Genomic DNA, 22,502 nt, shown 5'->3' with positions numbered 1-22,502 from the left:
CCCGGCACGCTTTTCGCCGGGTTGACACCCCTCCTCGCGCGCGGCTGCATCGAGCACTGCTCGTGACGGGACCACCCCACGGAATCGCGCCCCACCTACGCAACAGCAAGCCGCCCAAAGCAACCGGCGTGCCATCAACCCGCAGACGGCGCTGGCCGGTCTTTGATCAGTTGGCGGGGTCCGGGGCAGAGCCCCGCGCCGTAAACAGGAACCCGCCCGCAACAACGCAACCACCCACACAACACACGCCACCGACCAACAACCCAACAACCAGCCGACTCAACACCGAGCCATCTGAGGAACCCGGCTCTCCGGCGCGTCATCCACCTTCAACGCACCCCCCTCCCACACCAGCACATAAACAACCCGCCACCGAATACAAGCCTCCGGCAACAACGGCGGCGCCTTCGCAACGTCCTGTGTGGACACGAAAGAGATCAGCACCCGCAACCGCCGCCCCACCACGTCGGACTCGACCCGCTGCACGACCACCCCGCCATCCCGAGTGGTGTCGTAAGCAGCGACCCACCCGGCCTCTGGAGTGACCGACACCCGCCGAGCCGACACCACCGACCGCCAGGCGGCGAAGTCGCGCGCGTTGATCGAGTCGAAGTACCCCTGCAGCACCCGCTGCACCGAGGTCCGGTCGGGGTGGGTGAACGAGTCGGGGCTCAGCCGCACCTCGGCCGACCCCGGCAACGGGCCCACGGACGACGACGGCACGACCGGTGCCCCCTTGGCCTCCGCGGGACGCGAGTACACGGTCCGTCCCACCATTCCGGCCGCCACCGCGGCACCGGTGATCACCACCACGGCCGGCACCAGCCATCGGCTCGCCACGCTCCCCACGCACGCAGCCTAGCCGCACGACACGCCCGGCAGCAGCGCGCTGTTCTCAAACAGCACGCTCGTTACATCAAAACATAAATTTCACTCGAATGATTTCGTGCGACGCGAATCACATCATGCATGCACTAGAACAATGATTGCTACATAAGTTTTCGAGGGGCAATCTAATACTACGAATGGGTACTAAAGGGGGAGTACGTACCGCCGTTCGGCCGCATCAAACGCGCATTGGATGCCAATTTCGGCTTCACCCGGAGAGAGCAGTCGACACAGCGTGTGCATGGTAGCCACCCCCACCCTCCTATACGACGCCGGTCGCGTGGAATAAAGCAGGTCACAGCGCCGCTACTTACGGAACCCGAGCGCACCGTTTAGCGAAAAACGCACGGAGGGTCGTCGAAACCGGGATCAGCAAACCTTGCGACCGGGTGAGATGGCCCCAAACCTCATCACAGCGCGTCACATACTCGCCAGTAGAAGCTGTGCTTTGGTCACGAACGGGTCACCCATATGACCCTAACGGCGGATTGGCCATAAGCGCCGAATTGTGCGGGAATATGCCGCGTCGAAGAAAACGCAAACGAGTCGGAGAGGGGAATTCGGTGGACCTCAGATACGAGGCGTACTGCTTCGCGGACCGGCAGTTCTACGATCTGCAGAGCAGCACCGAAGGCACACCCGACGACGACTTTTCAGCCGATCTGCCCGCGCTCCCACACGACTGGGTGATGGTTGAGCGCAATGTGTGGCGGCACCAGCAACCCGAAGGTGTGCAGCTGCCCACTCAAGGGTGGAAAATCCACGTTTCCGCTGGACTCGACAACGCCGTTCGGGTACTCGGGGCCACCTACGCCTATTGCGTCGAACGACGTATCGCCTTCAAGTACCTGCGGACGATGTCGATCGCCCTCGCCCGCAACTCCAAGTACGCGCCCCGCGACGGCAGCGGCAAGCTGGTCACCATCTACCCGGAGAGCGCCGAGCAGTTCGAGACGATCTGCACCGAGCTCGGCCGGCTCCTCGACGGCGAGCACGGCGCGTACGTGCTGAGCGACCTGCGCTTCGGCCGGGGACCGCTGTTCGTGCGCTACGGCGGGTTCGCCGAGCGGTGGCTGGAGGTCGACGGGCAGCGGGTGCTCGCGATCGAGGGTCCTGACGGCGCGCTCGTCGCCGACAAGCGCAAGCCCGTCTTCAGCACGCCCGACTGGGTCGAGCTGCCCGCGTTCCTGCGTCCGCACCTCGACGAGCGCAACGCCGGCGACCCCGCGAAGTTCCCGTACGTCATCAAGAGCTCGCTGCACTTCTCCAACGGCGGCGGCGTCTACCTCGCCACCCGCAAGAGCGACGGCAGGGAGGTCGTCCTCAAGGAGGCGCGGCCGCACGCCGGGCTCGACCGCGAGGGGCGCGACGCCGTGGCGCGGCTGGAGCGCGAGCACGAGATCCTCACCAGGCTGCACGGCGTCGCCGGCATCCCCGAGGTGTACGACCGCTTCACGGAGTGGGAGCACCTGTTCGTCGCGATGGAGTTCATGCCGGGGCGGTCGCTCGGTCAGTGGCTCGGCCGCAACTACCCGCTGACGAACCAGCACACCACCGACGAACAGCGCGACGACTACCGCGTTCGCGCCCAGACGCTCATCGCCAAGGTCGAGGACCTGATGGCGCGGGTGCACGACCGCGGTGTCGTGTTCGGCGACCTGCACACGATGAACGTGCTGGTCGACGAGGACGACGAGGTCTCGCTGATCGACTTCGAGCTCTCGTCCACCATGGAGGCCGTGCACCGGCCGACGCTCGGCTCGCCGGGGTTCCAGGCGCCGAACGACCGCGACGGCTTCGACATCGACGCCTACCCGCTGGCCGCGCTCAAGCTGTGGCTCTTCCTGCCGCTCAACACGGTGCTGGAGCTCGCACCGGCCAAGCTGCGCCAGCACGTGCGCGTCGCCGCCGAGCGCTTCGGCCTGAGCGACGACTACCAGCGACAGATCCTCGACGTGCTCACCCCGCGCGTCGACCCGCCCGCCGACCCCGCGTTCACCTCGTTCGACGACGAGAGTCCTGATTGGACGGTCGTGCGCAAGGAGATCGCCACGGCGATCCTGCACAGCGCGACCCCGCGGCGCACCGACCGGCTCTTCCCCGGTGACGTCGAGCAGTTCGACGTCGGCGGCACGTGCTTCGGCTTCGGCGCGGCGGGAGTGCTGCACGCGCTCGCGGAGAGCGGCGAGGGCCGGTACCCCGAGCACGAGGACTGGCTGGTCCGCAGGACGAGGAGCGCCCCGCCCCAGCAGCCCGGCTTCTTCGTCGGCGGTCACGGCATCGCGCACGTGCTGGAGAACTTCGGCCACCACGACCTCGCGACCGAACTGGTCGAGGGGTACGCCCCGCTCGTCCGCGCCACGCGGGACCACGGGCTCAGCGCCGGCCTGTCCGGCATCGGGCTCAACCTGCTGCACTTCGCGGACTCGCGCGCCGACGGGAGCTTCGCGACCAGGGCCGAGGAGCTGGCCCACCGGCTCGCCGAGCAGCTGGACCAGGCACCGCCACCCGGCGCCACGGCGCGCGCCGGGCTGCTGCACGGCTGGTCGGGACCTGCGCTGTTCTTCCTGCGCCTGCACGAGCACACCGGGGAGCAGCGCTGGCTGGACCTGGCCGAACGGGCGCTGGAACGCGACCTGGCCGAGACGATGGTCGCGGTCGACGGCTCGCTGCAGGTGCGCGACGGCACGCTCAGGACGCTCCCGTACGTCGGCATCGGCGGCGCGGGCATCGCCCTGGTCCTCACCGAGCTCGCGAGGACCGCGCCGAACCGCCCGTGCGTCGCCAAGCTCCCCGAGCTGCTCACCGGTTGCACCGGCGAGTTCGTCATCCAGCCCGCGTTCACGCTGGGCAGGGCCGGTCTGATGGCCACCCTGGCGCACGCGAACCGCGACCTGCGCGACGAGCGCTTCGACCACGCCGTCGAGATGCACCGCAAGGCCCTCGGCTGGCACGCCGTGCGCTACGGGGACGGGCTCGCCTTCCCCGGCGTGCAGCTGCGCCGGCTGTCCATGGACCTCAACACCGGCGGCGCGGGCGTCCTGCTCGCTCTCGCGTCCACAGTGGACGCGACACCGCCACTGCCCTTCCTGGGCTCACGAACGCCGGCCACCACTGGCCGGTAGCAGTAAGAACGATCCCCCGAAGTAGAAGGAGAACAGTCATGGGCTTCATCCTGGACATGCAGGAGCTCGAGATCGCCGAGTCGACCACCGTGATCGAGGGTGGCTTCGGCGGCGGCGCCGTGTCGAACGCCTCGCTCCTGCTGCCCTGCTCGAACAGCACCGTCAGCCTGCTGGCCTGCTGAACGAAGCCGCAGAGGTAACTCCGGGCCGGGGAGCGGCATAGGCGAAGTATGCCGCTCACCCGCCCACTGCAGGGCCCGGCAGCCGGCCAGCTGTCGGGCCCTCGCACATGATGCGCCCAAACGCCCCGCGGAGGAACAGCCGATGGCCAAACCAGGTGACGCCTTGCTGGTGTCCGTGGTCCGCCGCGACCGCCGCCCGTGGCTCTTGCTGATCAACGCCGCCGTCGCCACGACAGGCGGCCTCCTGCTCCCCGCCGCACTCGCCAACGCCGTCGACATGGCGTTGAGCGGCACGTTCGTGCTGGTCACCGTCCTGTTCCTGGTCGTGCTGGCCGTGGTGGAGATCGTCGGCGACGCCGTCGGCATCGTGCTCGCCGCGAGCATCACCAGCCGCGCCACGGCGTGGTTGCGCCGCCGGCTCTCCCGCAAGCTCCTGGCCCTCGGCCATCCCTCCCCGTTCGCCGCCGGCGACGCGGTCAGCCGGGTGACCGGCGACTGCGGCAATGCGGCCGGTGTCGCCGTCACGCTGATCACCCTGCTCGTCACGGCCGTCTCGTCGCTGGGTGCCGTCGTCGCGCTCGCGCTGCTGGATTGGCGGGTCGCGGCGGTGTTCGCGGTGAGCGTGCCGCTCACGATGGTCCTGGTCCGCACGCACCTGCAGCTCACCGCCGACGACGTGCTCGCCTACCAGGAGGTGTCCGGCGACATCTCCGCCAGGCTGCTCGACGCGGTGTCGGGCCGCCGCACGATCGCCGCCGCCGGCATCGCCGGGCCCGAGACCGGCCGCGTGCTGCGCCCCCTCCCCCGGCTCGCCGCGGCGGGCGCGGGCATGTGGCGCACCCAGGCGAGGATGATGTGGCGCGCCGGCCTGCTGCTGCCGGCTGTGGAGGTCGCGGTGCTGGTCACCGCCGGTTTCGGCGTGATGGCGGGCAGGCTGACCCCCGGCGACGTGCTGGCCGCGCTGGGCTACGCCGCGCTCGGCATGGGCATCGTCGGCCAGCTCCCCCAGCTCACCGCCCTCGAACGCACCCGCGCGTCCGCCACCCGGATCGCCGAGGTCCTCGGCACCCCGGTGCCGGGGCGTCCGCCGGCCCGTCCCGGCGCCGGCGTGCTGGAGCTGCGCGACGTCAGCGTCGGCGACGCCCTGCGCGACGTGACCCTCTCCCTCCCCGCCGGCACGTTCGCCGCGGTCGTCGGCAGCTCCGGCGCCGGCAAGTCCACGCTGGCCTCCGTACTGGGCGGACTGTCCGCTGTGGACAGCGGCGAGGTGCTGCGCGACGGCGAGGTCGGCTACGCCTTCGATCGCCCGGCGTTGCTGGGGACGACGATCGGCCGGGCGATCGGCTACGGAACGGACGCCGACGAGGTCCAGGTGCGCAACGCCGCCGTCGCCGCACAGGTGCACGAGGTGCTGATCCGGTTGCCGCAGGGCTACGAGACCCCCCTCGCCGACGTCCCGCTCTCGGGCGGTGAGGCGCAACGGATCGGGCTCGCCCGCGCGATCGTCCGCGATCCCGAGGTGCTCGTCCTCGACGACGCCACCGCCAGTCTGGACACCGTTACCGAGGCCAAAGTGGACAAAGCCCTCACCACGGCGCTGCCCGGCAGGACCAGGGTGGTCGTCACGCACCGACCGGCGACGGCCGCGCGGGCGGACGTCGTGGTGTGGCTGGAGAACGGCCGCGTCCGGGGCACCGGCACCCACCGCGCGCTCTGGGACCACGAGGACTACCGCGCCGTGTTCACCGGGGGCCAGTGATGCGCTTCTACCTCTCCACCCTGGCAGGACACCGCAGAGGTGTCCTGGCCCTGCTCGCCTGGTCGACGCTGGAGGGCGTGCCCGCGTTCTTCGGCGGCAAGCTCGTCGGGTCGGCCGTCGACCGGGGCTTCGCGGCCGGAAAACCGCTGGCCGGCGTCCTGTGGCTGCTCGCGTTCGCCACCCTGGCGGTGGTGGGCGCGCTGGGCCAGCGGCAGGTGTTCGCCCGGCTCGGCGACGTCGTGGAACCCATGCGGGACGCGCTGGTCAGACGCATCGTCGAGGGCGTCCTCAGCGACCCGGCGCACCGCCGCACACCCGACGCCAGCGCGGTCGCGATGATCACCCGGCACGTCGAGGTGGTCCGCGACGCGACCGCCGGGGTGCTGGTCCAGGCACGGGCGCTGCTGGTCACCACGCTCGCCGCGCTGGTCGGCCTCGCGACCACGGCAACCGCGCTGGTCTGGCTGGTCGTCCTGCCGATCGTCGCCGCGCTGGTGCTGTTCGGGCTGATGCTGCCCTCCCTGGCCCGGCGGCAGCGCGAGGTCGTGGTGGCCGACGAACGCACGGCGGAGGCGGCGGGCGCGGTGCTCACCGGACTGCGCGACGTCGCCGCCTGCGACGCCGCCGCCGAGGCGTACCGGGACATCGCCGAGCAGGTCGACCGGCAGGCCAAGGCCGCGGTGACGGTCGCGTGGGCGAACTCGCTGCGCGCCGCGGTGATCGCGGTCGGCGGGTTCGCCCCGATCGCGCTGCTCGTGGCCTTCGCCCCGCCGCTCGTGGCGTCGGGCGAGCTCACCAAGGGCGCGGCGCTCGCGGCGGTCGTCTACCTGACGACGTCGGTGAACCCCGCCCTGCACGGGCTCGCGCGCACCACGAGCACCGTGGTGATGCGGTTGATGGTTGCGCTCAAACGACTTCAGGAGACCGCGCCGCGGCCCGCCGGCGAGTCCGGTGACGAGACCCCGGCGAACAGCGTGTTCGTGCTGCAGGACGTCACGTTCGGCTGGAGCCCCGGCGCGGTGCCGGTGCTGCGGAACCTGTCGCTCGCGCTGGGACCCGGCGACCACCTGGCCGTGGTGGGCCCCTCCGGGATCGGCAAGTCCACAATGGCCGGTCTGCTCACCGGCCTGATGCCACCGGACGCCGGCAGCGTGCTGTTCGGCGGTGTCCCGGTGGACCGGGTGGCGCCGTCGATCCGCCACCACGCGATCGCGTTGATCCCTCAGGAGACGTACCTCTTCACCGGCACCGTGCGGGAGAACCTCTCGCTCCTCGCACCGTGGGTCAGCGACCACGACCTCGTCGAGGCGGTGGACAAGGTTGGCGCCAAACAGCTTCTGGACTCGCTCGGTGGTCTGGACGCCCCGATCGGTCATGCCGGCGAGGGACTTTCCGCAGGTGAGGCACAGCTCCTCGCGCTCGCGCGGGTCTACGTGACGTCCGCGACCGTGGTCGTGCTGGACGAGGCGACGTCACACCTGGACCCCGCCGCGGAGGCGCGCGTCGAACGGGCTTTCGCGCAGCGGCAAGGAGTTCTCGTGGTGATCGCACACCGGCTGAGCTCGGCGCTGAGGGCGAACCGCGTGCTGGTCATGGACGGCGGCACACCGCTGCTCGGCACCCACGAGCAGCTGATCAGGACGTCCCCGCTGTACGGGCGGCTGATGCTGGCCTGGGATCCCACGCACCGCGAGGAAACCCCGCTGCCCAAACGGTGAGCGGGGTCCACACAGGACTAGAGGATCCGGTCAGCCCACACGGTGCAGCCAGGTGACCGGCGCGCCGTCGCCCGCACGGCGGAACGGTTCCAGCGCGTCGTCCCACGCGGCGCCGAGCAGCTCGTCCACGCCGTGCGCGAACGACTCACCGCCGCGGGCTCTCACCGCGAGGGCGCGCAGCTGGTCCTCGTTGACCACGATGTCTCCGTTGGCCGACGTGCGCGCGTGCCACAGCCCCAGCACGGGGGCGAAGCAGAAGCGCTCGCCGTCCTGACCAGGTGACGGTTCCTCGGTCACCTCGAAGCGGAGCATTGGCCACGCGCGCAGCGCAGCCACGAGTTTCGCGCCGGTGCCGGCGTCTCCGGTCCATGCGCATTCAGCGCGCAACTGGCCTGGTGCCGCGGGTTGCGCTGCCCACCTGAGGTCCACTCGGACGCCGAGGGTGCCCGAGATCGCCCACTCGACGTGCGGACAGACCGCAGACGGCGACGAGTGGACGTAGACCACGCCACTGGTGCTGCCACGGGTGCTCACTGCTGACCTCCGCTGCTCGACGAGGGACGTCTTCCCCTACGCCTTTGCCGAGTGAGGTGATCACCGTGAATTCCCGCTCGCTGCATTCTGCCTCGACTTGAGGCATGTCCGCCATAAGAACCAGCTCGATCATCACCCGACCGGGGCAGATACAGGTCTTAAGTCCCGATCTCCCCGGCCGAGCGATGCGTGATCGTGATCTAGAGCGCGTTTACCGCGGCGACGACGTCGACGAGGCCCGTTCCCCTGTCGTAGGAGGAGGTGTAGGGCCCGGCCGGCTGGTAGCCGGTGCCGTACTTGTGGGCCGTCGACTTCAGCGCCCGCTCGATGTCGGCGGGCGTCGCGGAGGGCTTCGCCTGGAACAGCTGTGCGACGATCCCGGCGATGTGCGGGGCCGCCATCGACGTGCCGCTGATCGTGTTGAACGTGCCGAGGTCGAGCAGTCCCGGACCGTTCTGCGGGTCGAGGCCGGTGGCGCAGATCGGCAGGTAGAGGCGGCACGACGACGTGATGTTCTCGCCGGGCGCGGAGATGTCCGGCCACGTGGACTGGTCCGTCGCGAGGCCGCGCGACGAGAAGTCGGACACGGCGCCGTCGCGGGTGCCCGTTCCCTGGTCGTTGTAAGACGCGACGGAGATCACGCCGGGGGTCGGGTCGATGCCGGGCGGGTTGGACAGGTTCGCCGACCCGTCGCCGCCGTCGTTGCCGTTGGCCCACACGACGACGACTCCTTCGGCCACGAGCTGGCGCTGCAACTTGACAGTGACCGACTCAGGGTCGAACGCACCGCCACCAGACGGCCCATAGGAGTTGTTGATGACCTTGATGGGCGGGCACGCCGACGCCGGCACACCGGCACCGCACGGCGCGTTGTGGTTCTCCAGCACCCAGTTCAGCGCGGCGTCCGCACCGAGGATGAGGATCGCCGCGCCGGTGGAGATCACGACGCCCTTCGCGCCCGGCGCCGCGCCGTGGATCACGGGCCCACCGGTGGTCTGCACGTCGCCGCCGATCGCGATGCCGGTGACGTGCGTGCCGTGACCGCCCAGCGACGTGGTGTCCGTGTCGAGGAAGTTCGGCACCGGCACGATGCAGTTCGTCTGCGTCGAGCCGTCGAGGCAGAGGCTCTTGAGGCTGCGCACGATCCGGCCGCCGAACGACGGGTGCGTCGGGTCGACACCCGAGTCGATCACCGCGACCGACACGCCCTCGCCGGTGAGCCCGAGGTTGTTGCGGGCGTCGAGGCCGCGGGTGGCGGTGTGCGAGGTGGAACCGAGGAACCTGATCGGTTTCTGCACCTCGACGCGCGTCACGCCCGCCTTGCTCCTGGCGGACGAGATCCGCGTGGAGTCGCCCCGCGCGGCGACGACCCCGATCTTGCGGAAGCTCGTGATCTTCTCCAGGCCGGCCGCGGCCACCGCCTGTTCGGCGGCGGCGATGTCGGTCCCGTGGACGTAGACCGTGGAGGTCGGCGCGGCCGTCGCGACAGGGGATGCGACGGCCACCAGCAGTACGGCGATCGATGCAGCGCGTGTGTACATAGACCCTCCGTGAACATAGGCAGGCAATCCAACCAACGAGTTATCCACAATCCGGTGACGGCGATCACGCAATGTCTCGACTGGCTGCGGTTGCCCGACCCCGGACCGCTACGGTGTCCCCCCGTGCGGAAAGGTAGGGACTCGTGCGGCTGATCCGTCTGGGCGCTGAACCCTCGTCCATTGGGGCGGACGTGCGTGCCGCCCTCACCGCGTGCGGCACGGGCACCCAAGCCCTGGGCGGCATCGCGCTGATCGGCGTCCAGCCGCCCGACTGCCCCGTGCCCCTCGACGCGATCGTCGTGCTGCCCAAGGGCGTGCTGGTGATCGTCGGCGTCGACCTGCCGGACCCGGCGGTGAAGCTCGAGGCACCGCTGAACGACCAGTGGAAGATGGACGGCTGGCCGCTGGTGTCCCAGGACGGCTCACCCAATCCCGCGGCCGAGGCGGTGGCGGCGGCGACCGCGGTGGCCCAGCGGATCCAGAAGATGCGCGCGGAACCGCTCCCGGTCAGCACTGTCGTGGCGGTCGGCCCGTTCGTGAGCCAGGTCGTGCAGCCCACCGTCGACCTGAACCGCGGCGTGCGCGTGCTGCACCCCAAACCGTCCACTTTGCTCACCGCCGCCCGCGAACTCGCCACGGCGACCGTGCCGTGCACCGCCGACCACGCGGCGAAGCTCCTCGCGATCCTGCAGACCACCGGCACCCCGCCGGACGCGCGCTCGTTCCTCGCCGAGGGCTTCAGCGACGCCGTGGCCCCCGACCTCGCCTCCGCCAGCACGATGCTGATCCCCAAGGTCCAGGTCCGCCGGCCGCTCTCCCGCAAACGCTTGCCGGAAGGCGCCGAGCCGCAGAGGACCCGCTGGACCTTCCTCGCGGCCGTCGGGGTCGTCGCGCTGATCCTGATCATCTGGCTGCTGGTGCTGCTGTCCGGCGGCGACGACAACGCGACCGGAGCCACGACCGAGCCCACGGTGCCGCAGCCGACGACGGTGGTCGTGGACGGCACGGCGTTCGTGCCCAAGGAAGCGAAGAAGGACAAGGACTGCCAGGCGCAGGCGTTCGGCGACGTGAAGGCGTGGCTGATCGCCAACGAGTGCGGCGGGATGCAGCGCGCGACCTACGAGACGATCGTGTCCGACAAGCAGGTGACCGTGCTGGTGGCGGACCTGGACCTGCTGGACGCGCCGTCGGCCCGGGCGTTGATGTCCGTCGTGGCGCAGCCGGGGTCCGGCGGTGTGCACGGGCCCGACGGCAAGCCGTTGGAGAACGCGGCTTTCGCCAGCGCGGTCAAGGGCAGCCACGTGCAGCTGACGTTCGTGGTGTGGTCCGGCGGGGCCGGCGACGCCGCGCTCGACCCGATCGCCAAGTCCGCGTTGCGGCTGCCTGCCACTCGGTAGAGGGTTGTCCGCATGGTCGGACAACTTCGCTCTGTCGTGCTCGACTGCCCGGAGCCTGCTGCGCTGGCTTCGTTCTACTCGGAGTTGCTGGGGGCTTCTCGGTTGGATGGCGGTGATGACGACTGGGTGGTCATCGTGGCTTCCGGTACTCGGATCGCCTTTCAGCGGGCTCCTGAGTACGTGGCGCCGGTGTTCCCGGATCCTCGGGGGTCGCAGCAGTTCCACCTCGATGTGCTGGTCGAGGACGTCGAGGTGGCGGCTGGGCTGGTTCTGGGGATGGGGGCTCGGTTCTTGGAGGCTCGGGATGAGGAGAGGTTCCGGGTGTTCGCTGATCCTGTCGGGCATCCGTTTTGTTTGATGTGGTTGGAGTAGGGGGTTCAACGCGGGTGGCGTGCGGCGGGGTTCCGGCGTGGTTGCGGTGGGATCGTGCGGGTTCCAGCGTGGTTGCGCTGGGCGGTTGGGTGCCTGTTCCAGCGTGGTCGTGCACCTCGGACGAAGCAGCGGGGTTCATCGCCGCTCCGCGACGATTGCGATTGGGGCTTGACTTCGGGGCCCTTGCGAGGCGCTGGTTCGGCCGGAAAAGGCCGGATGCTCCGCAACCGGCCGATCCACAAGCGGTAGCACCTCGCACCCAAAGTCAAGCCCCAATCGCAAACCACGAGTGGGTTCACCGCTACCCATCGGCGCAAGGTCTTTCCGGCTCGCCTTCGGCATCGCGGTCGCGAGTGCGCGGGGGTTGTTCCTGCTCGCCTTCGGCATCGCTTGAGGCCTCGGCTTCGCCATTGGCGTGCGCGGGTCCCGTTCTCCGTGTCCCGCCATCCCCTGGTCCCTCTGCGCGCGCACTCACCCTTCGCGCGGGCCTAGTGTGAGCGGCATGGACTTCGACGTCATCGTCATCGGTGGTGGCCCCGTCGGTGAGAACGTGGCCTGGCGGACGGCTGCTGGTGGTCTGTCCACCGCCATGATCGAGAAGGAGCTGGTGGGCGGCGAGTGCTCGTACTGGGCCTGCATGCCGTCCAAGGCGTTGTTGCGGCCCGGTCATGCGCTGGCGGCTGCTCGGCGGGTGCAGGGGGTCGACGCGGGGTCGTTGGATCCGAAGGAGGTGCTGGCTCGGCGGACTGGCTTCACCTCCAACTGGGACGACTCCGGGCAGGTGCAGTGGGCCGAGTCGGAGAACATCCACGTCATCCGCGGTGAGGGTGCGGTCACCGGCGAGCGTGAGGTGACTGTTGGCGGGGAGGTGCACCGAGCTCGGCAGGCTGTGGTGGTGTGCACCGGCAGTGTGCCCAAGATGCCGCCGCTCGACGGGCTCGACGACACTCCTGTGTGGACTTCGCGGGACGCCACGTCGGCTCGGGAGGTGCCGGAGTCGCTCGTCGTGCTCGGGGGTGGGGTGGTCGGGGTCGAGATGGCGCAGGCCTGGGCTCGGCTCGGGGCGAAGGTGCAGCTCGTCGTGTCGGGTGACCGGCCGTTGCCCAAGATGGAGGAGTTCGTCGGGCCGCTCGTCGTCGACGGGTTGCGCGAGGACGGCGTCGAGGTGCTCTTCAACGGGCGCGCTTCGTCGATCAAGCCCGGTGAGCTGACGTTGCAGGACGGGCGGGTCGTCAAGGGCGAGAAGATCCTCATCGCCACCGGGCGGGTGCCGGCCACCGAGGACGGCAAGCCCATGACGATCGACGACACCGGTCTTGTGTCCGGTGTGGACGGTCGGTGGCTCTACGCGGCCGGTGACGTCACCGGGCGGGCGTTGCTCACGCACCAGGGGAAGTACCAGGCCAGGGCGGCCGGGTCGGCGATCCTGCAGCGGGCGCGCGGGGGCGAGCCCGAGCCGTGGTCGGCCGGGCAGGCCAACGCGGACCACGTGGCGGTGCCGCAGGTCGTGTTCACCGACCCCGAGGTGGCGTTCGTCGGGCACACCGCCGAGGAGGCGCGCAAGGCCGGGCGGGACGTCAAGGTGGTCGACCTCGACATCGCGGTCGCCGGGTCGTCGCTGCACGCCGACGGGTACAAGGGCAAGACGCGGATGGTCGTCGACGAACGGACGCGCACGCTGGTCGGCGTCACGTTCGTCGGGCAGGACGTGGCCGAGCTGCTGCACGCGGCCACCATCGCGATCGTCGGCGAGGTCCCCGTGGACCGCCTGTGGCACGCGGTGCCCGCGTACCCGACGATCAGCGAGGTGTGGCTGCGGATGCTGGAGGCCTACGGGCTCTGAGCCTCGTCACGGGGTTCCTCCAGCACCGAGCCGAGCATGCAGGTGAGCAGCTCGTTCGCCGTGCCGACCACGTACGCGCGGTCGTCCTCGTCGACGCGTTCGGCGAGCTTGAACAGCGCGTCCGCGGTCTGCACGGCGATCCGGAACGTCAGCATCACCGGGGCGTCGCCGTGCGCGCCGAACCGGTTCACGAACAGCTCCGCGAGGCGTTCGGCCATGAGCTCGTACTGGTCGACGCTCGAGTCGAGGCGGTGGCTGTCGAGCAGGTCGCTGAACCGCACGCGCCCGAAACCGGGGATCTCGGCGAGCATCCGCATGTACACGCCGATGACCTGCTTCATGGCCTCGCGCCACGTGTCCGCGATCAGATCGGCGGCGAACATGTCCTCGATCTCGCGCAGGCACGTCTCCATACCGCGAAGTGCCAGAGCGTGCACCACGGATCGTTTGTCCGGGAAGTACTGATAGAAAGAACCAATGGGCACTCCGGCCACATCGACGATGCGAGCCGTGGTGATGTCGTCGTAGTCGTATTCGTTCAGCAGGCTCGCGCAAGCGTCCAGGATCGCGGACACGGTGGCCGCTCCGCGCTGTTGCACGGGCTGCCGGCGCATCACCCTGGCCAACCTGCCCTTTGCCGGATTTTCATGCACGCCGACATCTTTATCCAAAAATGCGTGCGTGCACAGCACAGGTTGCCGACATGTTTCAGCCCGGCTCTCCGCGGCGTTTGCGGCGAGCCACCCAGGCGAAGTCCACGAGGCACACGGCGACGAGTAGCAAGAACAGCACGCCGAGCCAAACGAGATCAGCTCTGAGCGCCAGCCAGGCCCCGACCGAGTTGAAGACCAGGCCGAACGCGGCGAGCCAGAGCCGCAACGTCAGTGCGCTGCGCGGTGGAGCGGGGGGTGGCAGGTAGTCGCTCACCTCATCCGGTTTCCCTCAGCAGCGGGGTCTCAACCCGGCGCAAGTTCCGCGGCGGCTTCGTCACATAGGGTCGCACGAGCCGCGTGACGGCCAGTCCGGGAGCGATCAGGGGAACCACGGCGGTGAGCACGGCGGCGGTGATTCCGGCCCGCACGACGTCCCTGGGCATGACCGCGACCCGGTCCACGACGAACGCGCGGCGTCCGGTCAGCGACACGACCGCCAGCACCGCCAGGAACACGACCATGCTGAGCATCGCGCGCTGCACCGCGTGCTCGTAACCAGCGGCTTCTCCGGCGACGAGGACCGCGAACCAGCCCGCTAGAGCCGGCAGCTGGCCCTGTTCGGTGGTCGCGGCCCAGCACAGGCCGCCGAGCGTCGCGAGCCACGCGAGGACGTCGACGCGCTCCCTGGCCCATAGGGAAGCCGAATCGAGTGGAATGCCGGTCCAGGCCAGCACGCCGAGCGGGCTGAGCGGATCGTCGGCCAGCTGGCCGAGCACCCAGGCGAGTGTCCACGCGGACAGCAGGACGGCCACCACGAGCTGCCACCTGGGCCGGCGCACCACACAGCGGGCGAGCCGGACGATCTCCGCACGCGTCATACCCCCACCTTGCCGTGAACTGGCCGTTTGCGGAGAAACGTCACCCCAACGCTCACCCTGTCGGCCCTCGTCCGAGGGCGTTGTTCACGCTGCGCTACCCACGATCGGGGGACAGATCTTTCCTATGCTGGAAGTCATGAGCATCGATCAGCTTCTGCGTCTTCCCAGCTACCTGATGCTCCAGCTGGTGCGGGAAGCGCGCCGGACCGGTCTGCGCGGACCGCACCTCGCCGTGCTCGCGCACCTCTCCGAGCGCGAGGCCGTGGCGCAGAAGCGGATCAGCGACAGCGTGCGGATGGATCCCAGCGACCTCGTGTCGGTCCTGGACGACCTCGAGGGCGACGGGCTCGCCCTGCGCCGCAGGGACGAGCGGGACCGGCGGCGGTTCACCGTCTCGATCACCGAGGACGGCAGACAGGCCCTGCGGGAACGGCTGGCAGCGGCCCGCGCGCACGAGGAGGAGCTGCTGGCGTCGCTGACACCGCGAGAGCGCGATACGTTGACCACACTGCTGCGCAAGGCCTATCTGCACCACGCTGATATGCGTGTAGATTAGACAGTCTGCGCTCACGCGACCGGGCGCGGGCAAGAGTGGGCGAGTCGGCAGATAAACCGACGTCGCATCGTATCGAGAAATGAGGCAAGTTGTCAAGCCCCTCCGATGACCTCCGGCTCGCCGAAATGGAGCCGGAGCAGGAATACGTGGCCATGTTGTACGGCCGGCTCGACGACCTCCGCGAACAGACGTCGAAACGACTCGCACAATCGTTGCGACAAACCGGCGGCACGCACCAGATGCGGTCCGAGCGCGACACGTCCGTCGCGATGTACACCGATCAATTGGCTCAGTACAGCGCCGTCGAGAACGGACTCGCGTTCGGCCGGCTCGATTTCCACAACGGTGACCGCTTCTACATCGGCCGAATCGGTCTCTTCGACGAGGACAAGGAATACGAGCCGCTGCTGATGGACTGGCGGGCGCCCGCCGCCAGGCCGTTCTACCTCGCGACCGCCGCCTCGCCCGACGGCGTGCGCAGGCGCAGGCACCTGCGGACCCGGTCGAGGAAGGTCATCGGCCTCGACGACGAGGTCCTCGACATCAACTCGGCCACGCCGTCGCGCAACGAGGGCCTGACCGGTGAGGCGACGCTGCTGGCCGCGCTGAACGAGTCGCGCACCGGCCAGATGAGCGACATCGTCGCCACCATCCAGGCCGAGCAGGACACGATCATCCGGTCCGAGCTCAACGGCGTCGTCGTCGTGCAGGGCGGTCCCGGCACCGGCAAGACCGCGGTGGCCCTGCACCGCGCCGCCTACCTGCTCTACACCCACCGCCGGCAGCTGGCGAAGCGCGGCGTCCTGGTGGTGGGCCCGAACACGACGTTCCTGCGCTACATCAGCCAGGTCCTCCCCTCGCTGGGCGAGACCGGCGTCCTGCTGTCCACGGTCGGCGAGCTCTACCCGGGACTGACCGCCGTCGGCCGCGAGTCCGCCGAGGTCGCGGCGATCAAGGGCCGCATCCAGATGGCCGACGTGGTCGCCGCCGCCGTGCGCGACCGCCAGGAGGCGCCGCCGTTCGTCGAGATCCGCTTCGACAACGACGTGCTGCGCCTGGACCGCCGCGCGATCTCCGACGCCCGCGGCCGTGCCCGCCGCACCCGCCGCCCGCACAACGAGGCCCGCCGCACGTTCGCGCGCGAGGTCATCTCGACGCTCGCCGGCATGGTCGCCTCGCGGCTGGGCAACCACCTGCTCGACAAGACGGACGTGGACGACATCCGCCGCGAGCTGCGCGAGTCCCAGGAGGTCCAGGCCGCGATCTCGTCGCTGTGGCCGGTCCTGACCCCGTTCACGCTGCTCTCGGAGCTCTACAAGAACCCGAAGCGCCGCAACCGCGCGATGGCGAAGTTCACCCGCGAGGAACGCGACCTGCTGCACCGCACGTCCGACGACTGGACCCCGGCCGACGTCCCGCTGCTCGACGAGGCGGCCGAGCTGCTGGGCGAGGACGACACGGAGGCCAAGGCCCGCGCCGAACGCCAGCGCCGCCAGGCCATCGAGTACGCCCAGGGCGTCCTCGACATCCTCGACCTGGAGGACGACGCCGACCCGGACCTGCTGATGGCCTCGGACCTGATGGACGCGTACAGCCTGGCCCAGCGCCACGGCGTCGACCGCTACGAGACCGCGGCCGAACGCGCCGCCGCCGACCGCACCTGGACGTTCGGCCACATCATCGTGGACGAGGCGCAGGAGCTCTCCGCGATGGCCTGGCGAACCCTGATGCGCCGCTGCCCCAGCAAGTCCATGACGGTGGTGGGCGACATCGCGCAGACCGGCGACATCGGCGGCGCGACGTCGTGGGGCTCCGTCCTGTCGCCGTACGTGCAGAACCGCTGGCGCCTCACCGAGCTGACGGTGAACTACCGCACCCCGGCCGAGATCATGGAGGTGGCCGCCGACGTCCTCGCGTCGGTCGACGCGTCCCTCGTGCCGCCGACGTCCGTGCGCGAAACCGGTGTGGCGCCTTGGGTTTCCGCGGTGTCCTCGGTCGCGGCGGAGGTGCCTTCGCTCATCTCTCGCGAGGTCGCCGCAGTCGGTGACGGCAAGGTCGCGGTGATCGTGCCCGGCGCTTTGCTGCCGTCGGTGGGGTCTGCCGTCGTGTCGGCCGTGCCGGCGTCCTCCCAAGGCAACGACCTGGAGCAGGCGCAGGTCGTGGTGCTCGGCGTGACCGATGCCAAGGGACTGGAGTTCGACTCCGTCGTCGTGGTCGAGCCGGCTGGGATTCTGGCCGAGTCGCCTCGGGGGGCTTCGGATCTGTACGTCGCGCTGACGCGTGCTACGCAACGGCTTGGCGTTGTGCACACCGGGGCGCTGCCGGATGTGCTATCCCGGCTGAAGGACGTTTCTTAACGAACGGAGACCCGGATGGCCGGCATCGAGTCAGCGGTCGTCCGGGTCGTCGTGGGGGTGAGCGACCAGCTCTCCGCCCGCCTGAACGACACCGTGGAGCTGCCGCGGGTCTCGAACGCCGCCACCGAGGGTCTGCTGTCCGACCTGCGCCGCCAGGACGTCGAGGCGTTGGAGACCTACCTCGACTCCCCCGACTTCGCCACGGTCGTGGCGCAGAAGCGCGCCGGCGACCTGGCGGGCAAGTCGTCGAAGGACCAGCTGAGCGAAGGGCTCCGCCTGTACGGCCTGGCCGACCACCTGCTGACCAGGGTCACCGACATCGTCCACGACGTCATGATCGCCGCCTGCCAGGAAGCCTCGCCGCTCTACGACGACACGAGCGACAAGATCAGCCGGGGCGACCTCTACACCGCGGCCACCCAGAACAGCGCCCTGCTCAAGAGCCTCAAGTCGCTCACTCGCGTCCACGCCTTCGCCGCCCGCCTGCGCGACCAGGTGATCGCACTGCACTGCCGGATCCGCATGCCGCACGTCGGCGTGAGCCGCTCTGTGCGGTACGACCAGCTGTACGTCGAACCCACCCTGGGCACGTTCCTCCGGCTCGGTGCTCCGGGCGAGCGAGTGCTGGTGCAGGGCGACCCCGGCGCCGGCAAGTCGACGCTCGCCGCGAAGTTCGCCCACGACGTCGCCGTGGGCGGACGCGTGCCGTTCCTCCTGGTGCTGCGCGAGTTCGCCACGTCGTTCGACGAGGGTGGCCACGACCTCCTGCACTACCTGGAGAAGCTGTGTCACGCGCCGTACAACGTGAAGCCGCCGCGAGACGCCGTCGAGTACCTGCTGCGGACCGGCCGTGCCGTCGTGATCCTCGACGGACTCGACGAGCTGGTGCACATCGAGCTGCGGCGTCGGGTGGTGTCGTTGGTGGAGGGGTTCGCACACCTCTACCCGCTGGTGCCGATGCTGGCCACCGCGCGGAAGGTCGGGTATGCGGACGCGCCGCTGAGCACGGACCTGTTCGTGTCCGGTGAGATCGACGAGTTCGACTCCGACCAGGTCGCCGCGTACGTGACGCGGTGGTTCGAGCTGGACGACGCCACCTCACCCGTCGAGCGCTCGCGACTGGTCACGTCGTTCCTGGAGGACAGCGCTTCGATCCCGGAGCTGCGCAGCAACCCGCTGCTGCTGACGTTGTTGTGCGCCATGTACTCCAGCGACCGGTACCTGCCCCGCAACCTCGCTCAGGTGTACGAGCGGTGTGCGCTGATGATGTTCGAGCAGTGGGACTCGAAACGAGGCATCGCACTGCCGTTGAAGTTCCACGGGCGGTTGCGCGGTGCCGTGCAGCACCTGGCTTGGAAGATGTTCAACGCGACCGAGTCCGGCAAAGCACTGCCACGCGGGCGAATCATCAACGTCCTCACGGCGTACCTGGACGCCAAGCTCGACGACCACGACGAGTCCGTTGCGATGGCGGAGGAGTTCCTCGCGTACTGCACCGGTCGGGCGTGGATCCTCACGGACGTCGGTGCCGAGGTCTACGGGTTCACGCACCGGACGTTCCTGGAGTACTTCGCGGCCGAGTACCTGGTGCGCACTCATCGCACGGCGGCGGACTTGTGGGCCGTGCTCCGTCCGTACATCAACCAGTGGGACGTGGTCGGGCAGATCGCCTTACAGCTCTACGACCGCAACGTCGAGGGTGGCGTGGACGAGTTGCTGACGGAAGCGCTCGGTGATGGCGGACTCGGCTTCGCCGCTCGATCACTGCACTACGTGCATCCGGCCAAGCGAACCATCCGCGCGATCGCCACCGCCGCAGTAGACGCGAGTGCTCAATTCCCTGTCGAAGCTCGCCTTAACGCCGTGTTCGTCACCGAGGCCGACGACCCGCTATTCGACTGCATACGCGGTTGCTCTTCCACGAACCAACGGATCATCGACCAGACCGTCGCTGCCCGGATCAGCACTCTTCTGCACCACGGTGAGTTCGGTGCGGCGCTGCTGCTCGACCACCTTCCGGAGTTCTGGCACCTGACCACGGAGCACCACTTCGAGCTCGTCGATCTGTGGAAGAGTTCTCCCTGGGCAGCGGGGAGGTTCCCGTTGTCCGAGCCGGGCGTACTCCCCGAGATCGTCCGACGTTCGGGCACGGATCCGCTGTACGCCGACTGCTCGTTCGCGGGTCGGGTGAGTCCCTCGCTCTCCGACACCGACCTGGGTCCTGAAATCGCGGATCTGGTGGCCATCGAGATGGTGGCGCTGCCCACTCCTTGGCCGGCGGACTACGGATCCATGGATTTCAGTTTGACGCTCAGGTCGGCCAGTGCCCTTCACGCGATGCTGGCACTGCCGGCCTTCGAGGAGAGCCCTGGGGACCGTGAGGAGCTGATAGCTCCCGCACTCGAACGCGACGACCTCCCGTCTCCCGTGCGCGAGTACCTCGCACGCTGGATGCGGCACGAGATCAGCGTGCTAGACCGAGACCGATTGCCGCCGCTCCCACCCCAAGGACCACGCTGACCACCACGTTCAACAGCGCCGGCCGATACTTCTCCGCCTCCAACAGCTTCACCGTCTCGTAGCTGAACGTCGAATAAGTGGTGAGCCCCCCGCAGAACCCGACCCCGAGCAGCGGCATCCAGGACGTCCCGACAAGAAACCCGATCAGCAAGCACCCGAGCACGTTCACCGTCAGAGTCCCGAACGGGAAGTCCGACGACACCCGCGCCGACACGAACCGATCGAGCAGGTACCGGCAAGGCGCCCCCAACGCGGCCCCGAGAAACACAGCCAGCAAAGTCATCGCGTCACCCGAAGACCCAAGAACGCCGCCACCACAGCACAAACCGGCGTCGCCAGCAAAGCCCAGGACCACGAAGCCGCGTACGAAGAGAACGTGGTGAACCCGCCCAGCACTCCGACCCCGAAGAACGCCCGCACCAACGGCCGGGGCACCAGCCCCATCAGCACGCCGATCAGGAACGACCCCAGCACGTTGATCAGGAACAGCCCCCAGGCGCCCGGCACGAGGAGCGACAACCCGTAGCGCGAGACCCCGCCGAGCCCGCCGCCCAGTGACACGAGCGAGACGAACGGCAGTCCGAGCTCGCGACGCTGTGCCGGGACGTGGAGGTCGACGTCCGGGTCCACCGGGTCAGGCTGATGGTTCGGCAAGGTGCTCCACCAAGTGGTCCAAGGCCTTCAGCGCGCGCACGACGTCCTCTCGTTCCGACGCCTCCAGCTTGCCCAGTGCGGCGCCGATGCGCTTCTCGTGTTCGCGCTGCCACACGAGCAGTTGTTCGTGTCCACGGGGTGAGACGGATAGTCGGGCTACCCGCCTGTCCTTGGGGTCTCCACCGCGAACCACGAGGCCCGAGTCGATCAGTTGGGACACCAGGCCGGACACCGTGTTGGGGGCGAGCTTCAACACCGCGGCCAGGTCGCCCACCTTCATCGGCGGGCGCTCGGCGAGGGTCTGCAGCAGCTCTACCTGCGCCATCGGCAGGGATTCCCACGGCCAGTCCGCACGGATGCTCGTCCGCAGCGCCCGGCGCAGGCGAGTGACGACGTCGGTGAGCGTGCGGGCTTCGTCTGACATGCGGAAATCCTACTGAACTCACGCTAATAGCTCTGTGTCAGATATAATCTGGGAACGATGAACTGGTTCGTCACGGAGTCGCCTCGGCCGGCCTGGGTCACCCGCCGGTCGTTCGCGCCTTGGCTGGTCATCTCGACGGTCTGCTTCGGGGCGTTCATGGGGCAGCTCGACGCCTCGATCGTCACGCTGGCGTTCCCCGCGATGAGCGCGCACTTCGGGGCCGATCCCGAGTGGATCTCGCTCAGCTACCTGATCACGCTCGTGGCGCTGCTCGTCCCAATGGGCAGGATCGCGGACAGGGCGGGCCGGAAGATCGTCTACATCTACGGCTTCGCGCTCTTCACCGCCGCGTCGGTCGCGTGCGTGTACGCGCCGGGCTTCGGGGCGCTCATCGCGGCGCGGGTCGTCCAGGCGGTGGGGGCGGCGATGTTGCAGGCCAACAGCGTCGCTCTGGTCACCACGGCCGTCGCGCCCGAGCAGCGCAGGAAGGCGCTCGGCGTCCAGGCCGCGGCGCAGGCGACCGGGCTCGCGGCCGGGCCGGTGCTCGGCGGGTACCTGACGGAGCACCACGGGTGGCAGGCGGTCTTCGCGATCAACGTGCCGATCGGCGTGGTCGCGATGGTCCTCGGGCACTACCTGCTCCCCCGCACGAAAACCCGCGGCGACAAGGGGAAGAAGCCGTCGTGGAAGGTGCTGCCGGGGCTCACCGGTGTGCTGCTCGCCCACGCCGCGTTGTTCGCGCCGATGACGTTGCTGCCGTTCACCCTGCAACAACCGTTGGCACAGATAGGACTGACGGTGGCAGCGCTGCCGCTCGGGTTCGCGGTCGCGGCGACCACGTTGCACAGACCGGGGATCTGGACGGGGGTCGCAGTAGCGGCGACGGCGTGGGTCCTGCCCGTGCCGCTGGTGCTCCAACTGGCGGTGGCGGGCGTCGGGCTCGGGATCATCGCGCCGGCCTGCACGAAGCGGGTGATGGGCGTGCTGCCCGAGGCGTCGGCGGGGGTCGGGAGCGGGCTGGTCAACGTCGCTCGCGGGCTCGGCACCGCGCTGGGCGTCGCCGTGGCCACCGCGCTGGTTCACACTTTCCAGTGATCGCAC

The 22,502-nt window shown here is 69.3% G+C and carries 20 protein-coding genes; 11 read left to right on the top strand and 9 right to left on the bottom strand.

The genetic code is table 11. The features are described from left to right. Positions 1-279: 279 nt before the first annotated feature. Entirely contained in the window at positions 280-849 is a 570-nt protein-coding gene (locus ACFWV3_RS35530; protein ID WP_382417980.1) for a hypothetical protein, read from the bottom strand. 602 nt (positions 850-1,451) lie between these two features. Here ACFWV3_RS35530 and lanKC point away from each other — a divergent pair. From lanKC to ACFWV3_RS35510, 4 genes are all read left to right on the top strand, one after another. Continuing rightward, complete coding sequence (lanKC, locus tag ACFWV3_RS35525) at positions 1,452-4,013, top strand: class III lanthionine synthetase LanKC (RefSeq protein ID WP_382417978.1); 2,562 nt, start codon at positions 1,452-1,454, stop codon at positions 4,011-4,013. Between the two features lie 38 nt (positions 4,014-4,051). Beyond that, on the top strand, positions 4,052-4,195 hold the full coding sequence (locus ACFWV3_RS35520; RefSeq protein ID WP_382417977.1) for a SapB/AmfS family lanthipeptide: 144 nt from the start codon (positions 4,052-4,054) through the stop codon (positions 4,193-4,195). Positions 4,196-4,337: 142 nt separating this feature from the next. Further along, positions 4,338-5,954 carry an ABC transporter ATP-binding protein gene (locus ACFWV3_RS35515; protein WP_382417975.1) on the top strand — a complete coding sequence of 539 codons (1,617 nt, stop codon included), beginning with the start codon at positions 4,338-4,340 and terminating at the stop codon, positions 5,952-5,954. Next, positions 5,954-7,672 (top strand): ABC transporter ATP-binding protein, encoded by a 1,719-nt coding sequence (locus ACFWV3_RS35510; RefSeq protein WP_382417973.1) that lies wholly within the window; start codon positions 5,954-5,956, stop codon positions 7,670-7,672. The genes ACFWV3_RS35515 and ACFWV3_RS35510 overlap by 1 nt, the downstream gene beginning before the upstream one ends. A gap of 30 nt (positions 7,673-7,702) precedes the next feature. Here the strand turns inward: ACFWV3_RS35510 and ACFWV3_RS35505 are convergent, their stop codons facing one another. Together ACFWV3_RS35505 and ACFWV3_RS35500 are read right to left on the bottom strand one after the other, a co-directional pair. Next, positions 7,703-8,206: a DUF3145 domain-containing protein gene (locus ACFWV3_RS35505; RefSeq protein WP_089950817.1), complete on the bottom strand. Its 504-nt coding sequence runs from the start codon at positions 8,204-8,206 to the stop codon at positions 7,703-7,705. 200 nt (positions 8,207-8,406) lie between these two features. Continuing rightward, positions 8,407-9,747 carry a S8 family serine peptidase gene (locus ACFWV3_RS35500; protein WP_382417971.1) on the bottom strand — a complete coding sequence of 447 codons (1,341 nt, stop codon included), beginning with the start codon at positions 9,745-9,747 and terminating at the stop codon, positions 8,407-8,409. A 143-nt stretch (positions 9,748-9,890) separates the two neighbouring features. Between ACFWV3_RS35500 and ACFWV3_RS35495 the strand changes: the two genes are divergently transcribed. The 3 genes from ACFWV3_RS35495 to ACFWV3_RS35485 all read left to right on the top strand — a co-directional run bounded on the left by ACFWV3_RS35495 (position 9,891) and on the right by ACFWV3_RS35485 (position 13,359). Next, positions 9,891-11,144 (top strand): hypothetical protein, encoded by a 1,254-nt coding sequence (locus ACFWV3_RS35495; RefSeq protein WP_382417969.1) that lies wholly within the window; start codon positions 9,891-9,893, stop codon positions 11,142-11,144. Between the two features lie 12 nt (positions 11,145-11,156). Then, a complete protein-coding gene (locus ACFWV3_RS35490) occupies positions 11,157-11,516 on the top strand; it encodes a VOC family protein (protein ID WP_382417967.1) in 360 nt (119 codons plus the stop codon). Positions 11,517-12,018: 502 nt separating this feature from the next. Next, a complete protein-coding gene (locus tag ACFWV3_RS35485; protein WP_382417965.1) occupies positions 12,019-13,359 on the top strand; it encodes a dihydrolipoyl dehydrogenase family protein in 1,341 nt (446 codons plus the stop codon). Here the strand turns inward: ACFWV3_RS35485 and ACFWV3_RS35480 are convergent. The 3 genes from ACFWV3_RS35480 to ACFWV3_RS35470 form a co-directional block, all read right to left on the bottom strand. Beyond that, positions 13,347-13,934 (bottom strand): TetR/AcrR family transcriptional regulator, encoded by a 588-nt coding sequence (locus tag ACFWV3_RS35480; protein ID WP_382417963.1) that lies wholly within the window; start codon positions 13,932-13,934, stop codon positions 13,347-13,349. The two genes, ACFWV3_RS35485 and ACFWV3_RS35480, sit on opposite strands and share 13 nt — an antisense overlap. A 133-nt stretch (positions 13,935-14,067) precedes the next feature. Beyond that, positions 14,068-14,286: a DUF6343 family protein gene (locus ACFWV3_RS35475; RefSeq protein ID WP_382417962.1), complete on the bottom strand. Its 219-nt coding sequence runs from the start codon at positions 14,284-14,286 to the stop codon at positions 14,068-14,070. Between the two features lies 1 nt (position 14,287). Further along, positions 14,288-14,890, bottom strand: coding sequence for a hypothetical protein (locus ACFWV3_RS35470; protein WP_382417960.1), 603 nt, complete (start codon positions 14,888-14,890; stop codon positions 14,288-14,290). Positions 14,891-15,026: 136 nt separating this feature from the next. Between ACFWV3_RS35470 and ACFWV3_RS35465 the strand changes: the two genes are divergently transcribed. The 3 genes from ACFWV3_RS35465 to ACFWV3_RS35455 all read left to right on the top strand — a co-directional run bounded on the left by ACFWV3_RS35465 (position 15,027) and on the right by ACFWV3_RS35455 (position 20,323). Continuing rightward, complete coding sequence (locus ACFWV3_RS35465; protein ID WP_382417958.1) at positions 15,027-15,446, top strand: MarR family winged helix-turn-helix transcriptional regulator; 420 nt, start codon at positions 15,027-15,029, stop codon at positions 15,444-15,446. Between the two features lie 89 nt (positions 15,447-15,535). Next, positions 15,536-17,803 (top strand): HelD family protein, encoded by a 2,268-nt coding sequence (locus ACFWV3_RS35460; protein ID WP_382417956.1) that lies wholly within the window; start codon positions 15,536-15,538, stop codon positions 17,801-17,803. Positions 17,804-17,818: 15 nt separating this feature from the next. Next, positions 17,819-20,323: an NACHT domain-containing protein gene (locus tag ACFWV3_RS35455; protein WP_382417954.1), complete on the top strand. Its 2,505-nt coding sequence runs from the start codon at positions 17,819-17,821 to the stop codon at positions 20,321-20,323. Here the strand turns inward: ACFWV3_RS35455 and crcB are convergent. From crcB to ACFWV3_RS35440, 3 genes are read right to left on the bottom strand one after another with little or no spacing between them, the layout of a single operon-like run. Then, on the bottom strand, positions 20,268-20,606 hold the full coding sequence (gene crcB, locus ACFWV3_RS35450) for a fluoride efflux transporter CrcB (protein ID WP_382417952.1): 339 nt from the start codon (positions 20,604-20,606) through the stop codon (positions 20,268-20,270). The genes ACFWV3_RS35455 and crcB overlap by 56 nt on opposite strands. Then, complete coding sequence (locus ACFWV3_RS35445; RefSeq protein WP_382417950.1) at positions 20,603-20,953, bottom strand: fluoride efflux transporter FluC; 351 nt, start codon at positions 20,951-20,953, stop codon at positions 20,603-20,605. The genes crcB and ACFWV3_RS35445 overlap by 4 nt, the downstream gene beginning before the upstream one ends. A 4-nt stretch (positions 20,954-20,957) precedes the next feature. After that, on the bottom strand, positions 20,958-21,401 hold the full coding sequence (locus tag ACFWV3_RS35440; protein WP_382417948.1) for a MarR family winged helix-turn-helix transcriptional regulator: 444 nt from the start codon (positions 21,399-21,401) through the stop codon (positions 20,958-20,960). A gap of 57 nt (positions 21,402-21,458) precedes the next feature. On the opposite strand from ACFWV3_RS35440, the gene ACFWV3_RS35435 reads away from it, so the two are divergent. Continuing rightward, positions 21,459-22,496 carry an MFS transporter gene (locus tag ACFWV3_RS35435; RefSeq protein WP_382417946.1) on the top strand — a complete coding sequence of 346 codons (1,038 nt, stop codon included), beginning with the start codon at positions 21,459-21,461 and terminating at the stop codon, positions 22,494-22,496. Positions 22,497-22,502: the final 6 nt, after the last annotated feature.

Source organism: Lentzea sp. NPDC059081, from assembly GCF_042738015.1.
Lineage (GTDB): Bacteria > Actinomycetota > Actinomycetes > Mycobacteriales > Pseudonocardiaceae > Lentzea.
The sequence above is the reverse complement of the archived record's forward strand: the minus strand, read 5'-3'. Positions and strand labels throughout refer to the sequence as shown.

Bases quoted from the DNA above. Each gene is read 5' to 3' on its own strand.
- ACFWV3_RS35455 (WP_382417954.1), top strand. From the start codon at position 17,819: ATGGCCGGCATCGAGTCAGCGGTCGTCCGGGTCGTCGTGGGGGTGAGC.
- ACFWV3_RS35500 (WP_382417971.1), bottom strand. From the start codon at position 9,747: ATGTACACACGCGCTGCATCGATCGCCGTACTGCTGGTGGCCGTCGCA.
- ACFWV3_RS35490 (WP_382417967.1), top strand. From the start codon at position 11,157: ATGGTCGGACAACTTCGCTCTGTCGTGCTCGACTGCCCGGAGCCTGCT.
- crcB (WP_382417952.1), bottom strand. From the start codon at position 20,606: ATGACTTTGCTGGCTGTGTTTCTCGGGGCCGCGTTGGGGGCGCCTTGC.
- ACFWV3_RS35465 (WP_382417958.1), top strand. From the start codon at position 15,027: ATGAGCATCGATCAGCTTCTGCGTCTTCCCAGCTACCTGATGCTCCAG.
- ACFWV3_RS35510 (WP_382417973.1), top strand. From the start codon at position 5,954: ATGCGCTTCTACCTCTCCACCCTGGCAGGACACCGCAGAGGTGTCCTG.
- ACFWV3_RS35440 (WP_382417948.1), bottom strand. From the start codon at position 21,401: ATGTCAGACGAAGCCCGCACGCTCACCGACGTCGTCACTCGCCTGCGC.
- ACFWV3_RS35515 (WP_382417975.1), top strand. From the start codon at position 4,338: ATGGCCAAACCAGGTGACGCCTTGCTGGTGTCCGTGGTCCGCCGCGAC.
- ACFWV3_RS35485 (WP_382417965.1), top strand. From the start codon at position 12,019: ATGGACTTCGACGTCATCGTCATCGGTGGTGGCCCCGTCGGTGAGAAC.
- ACFWV3_RS35470 (WP_382417960.1), bottom strand. From the start codon at position 14,890: ATGACGCGTGCGGAGATCGTCCGGCTCGCCCGCTGTGTGGTGCGCCGG.
- ACFWV3_RS35520 (WP_382417977.1), top strand. From the start codon at position 4,052: ATGGGCTTCATCCTGGACATGCAGGAGCTCGAGATCGCCGAGTCGACC.
- ACFWV3_RS35435 (WP_382417946.1), top strand. From the start codon at position 21,459: ATGAACTGGTTCGTCACGGAGTCGCCTCGGCCGGCCTGGGTCACCCGC.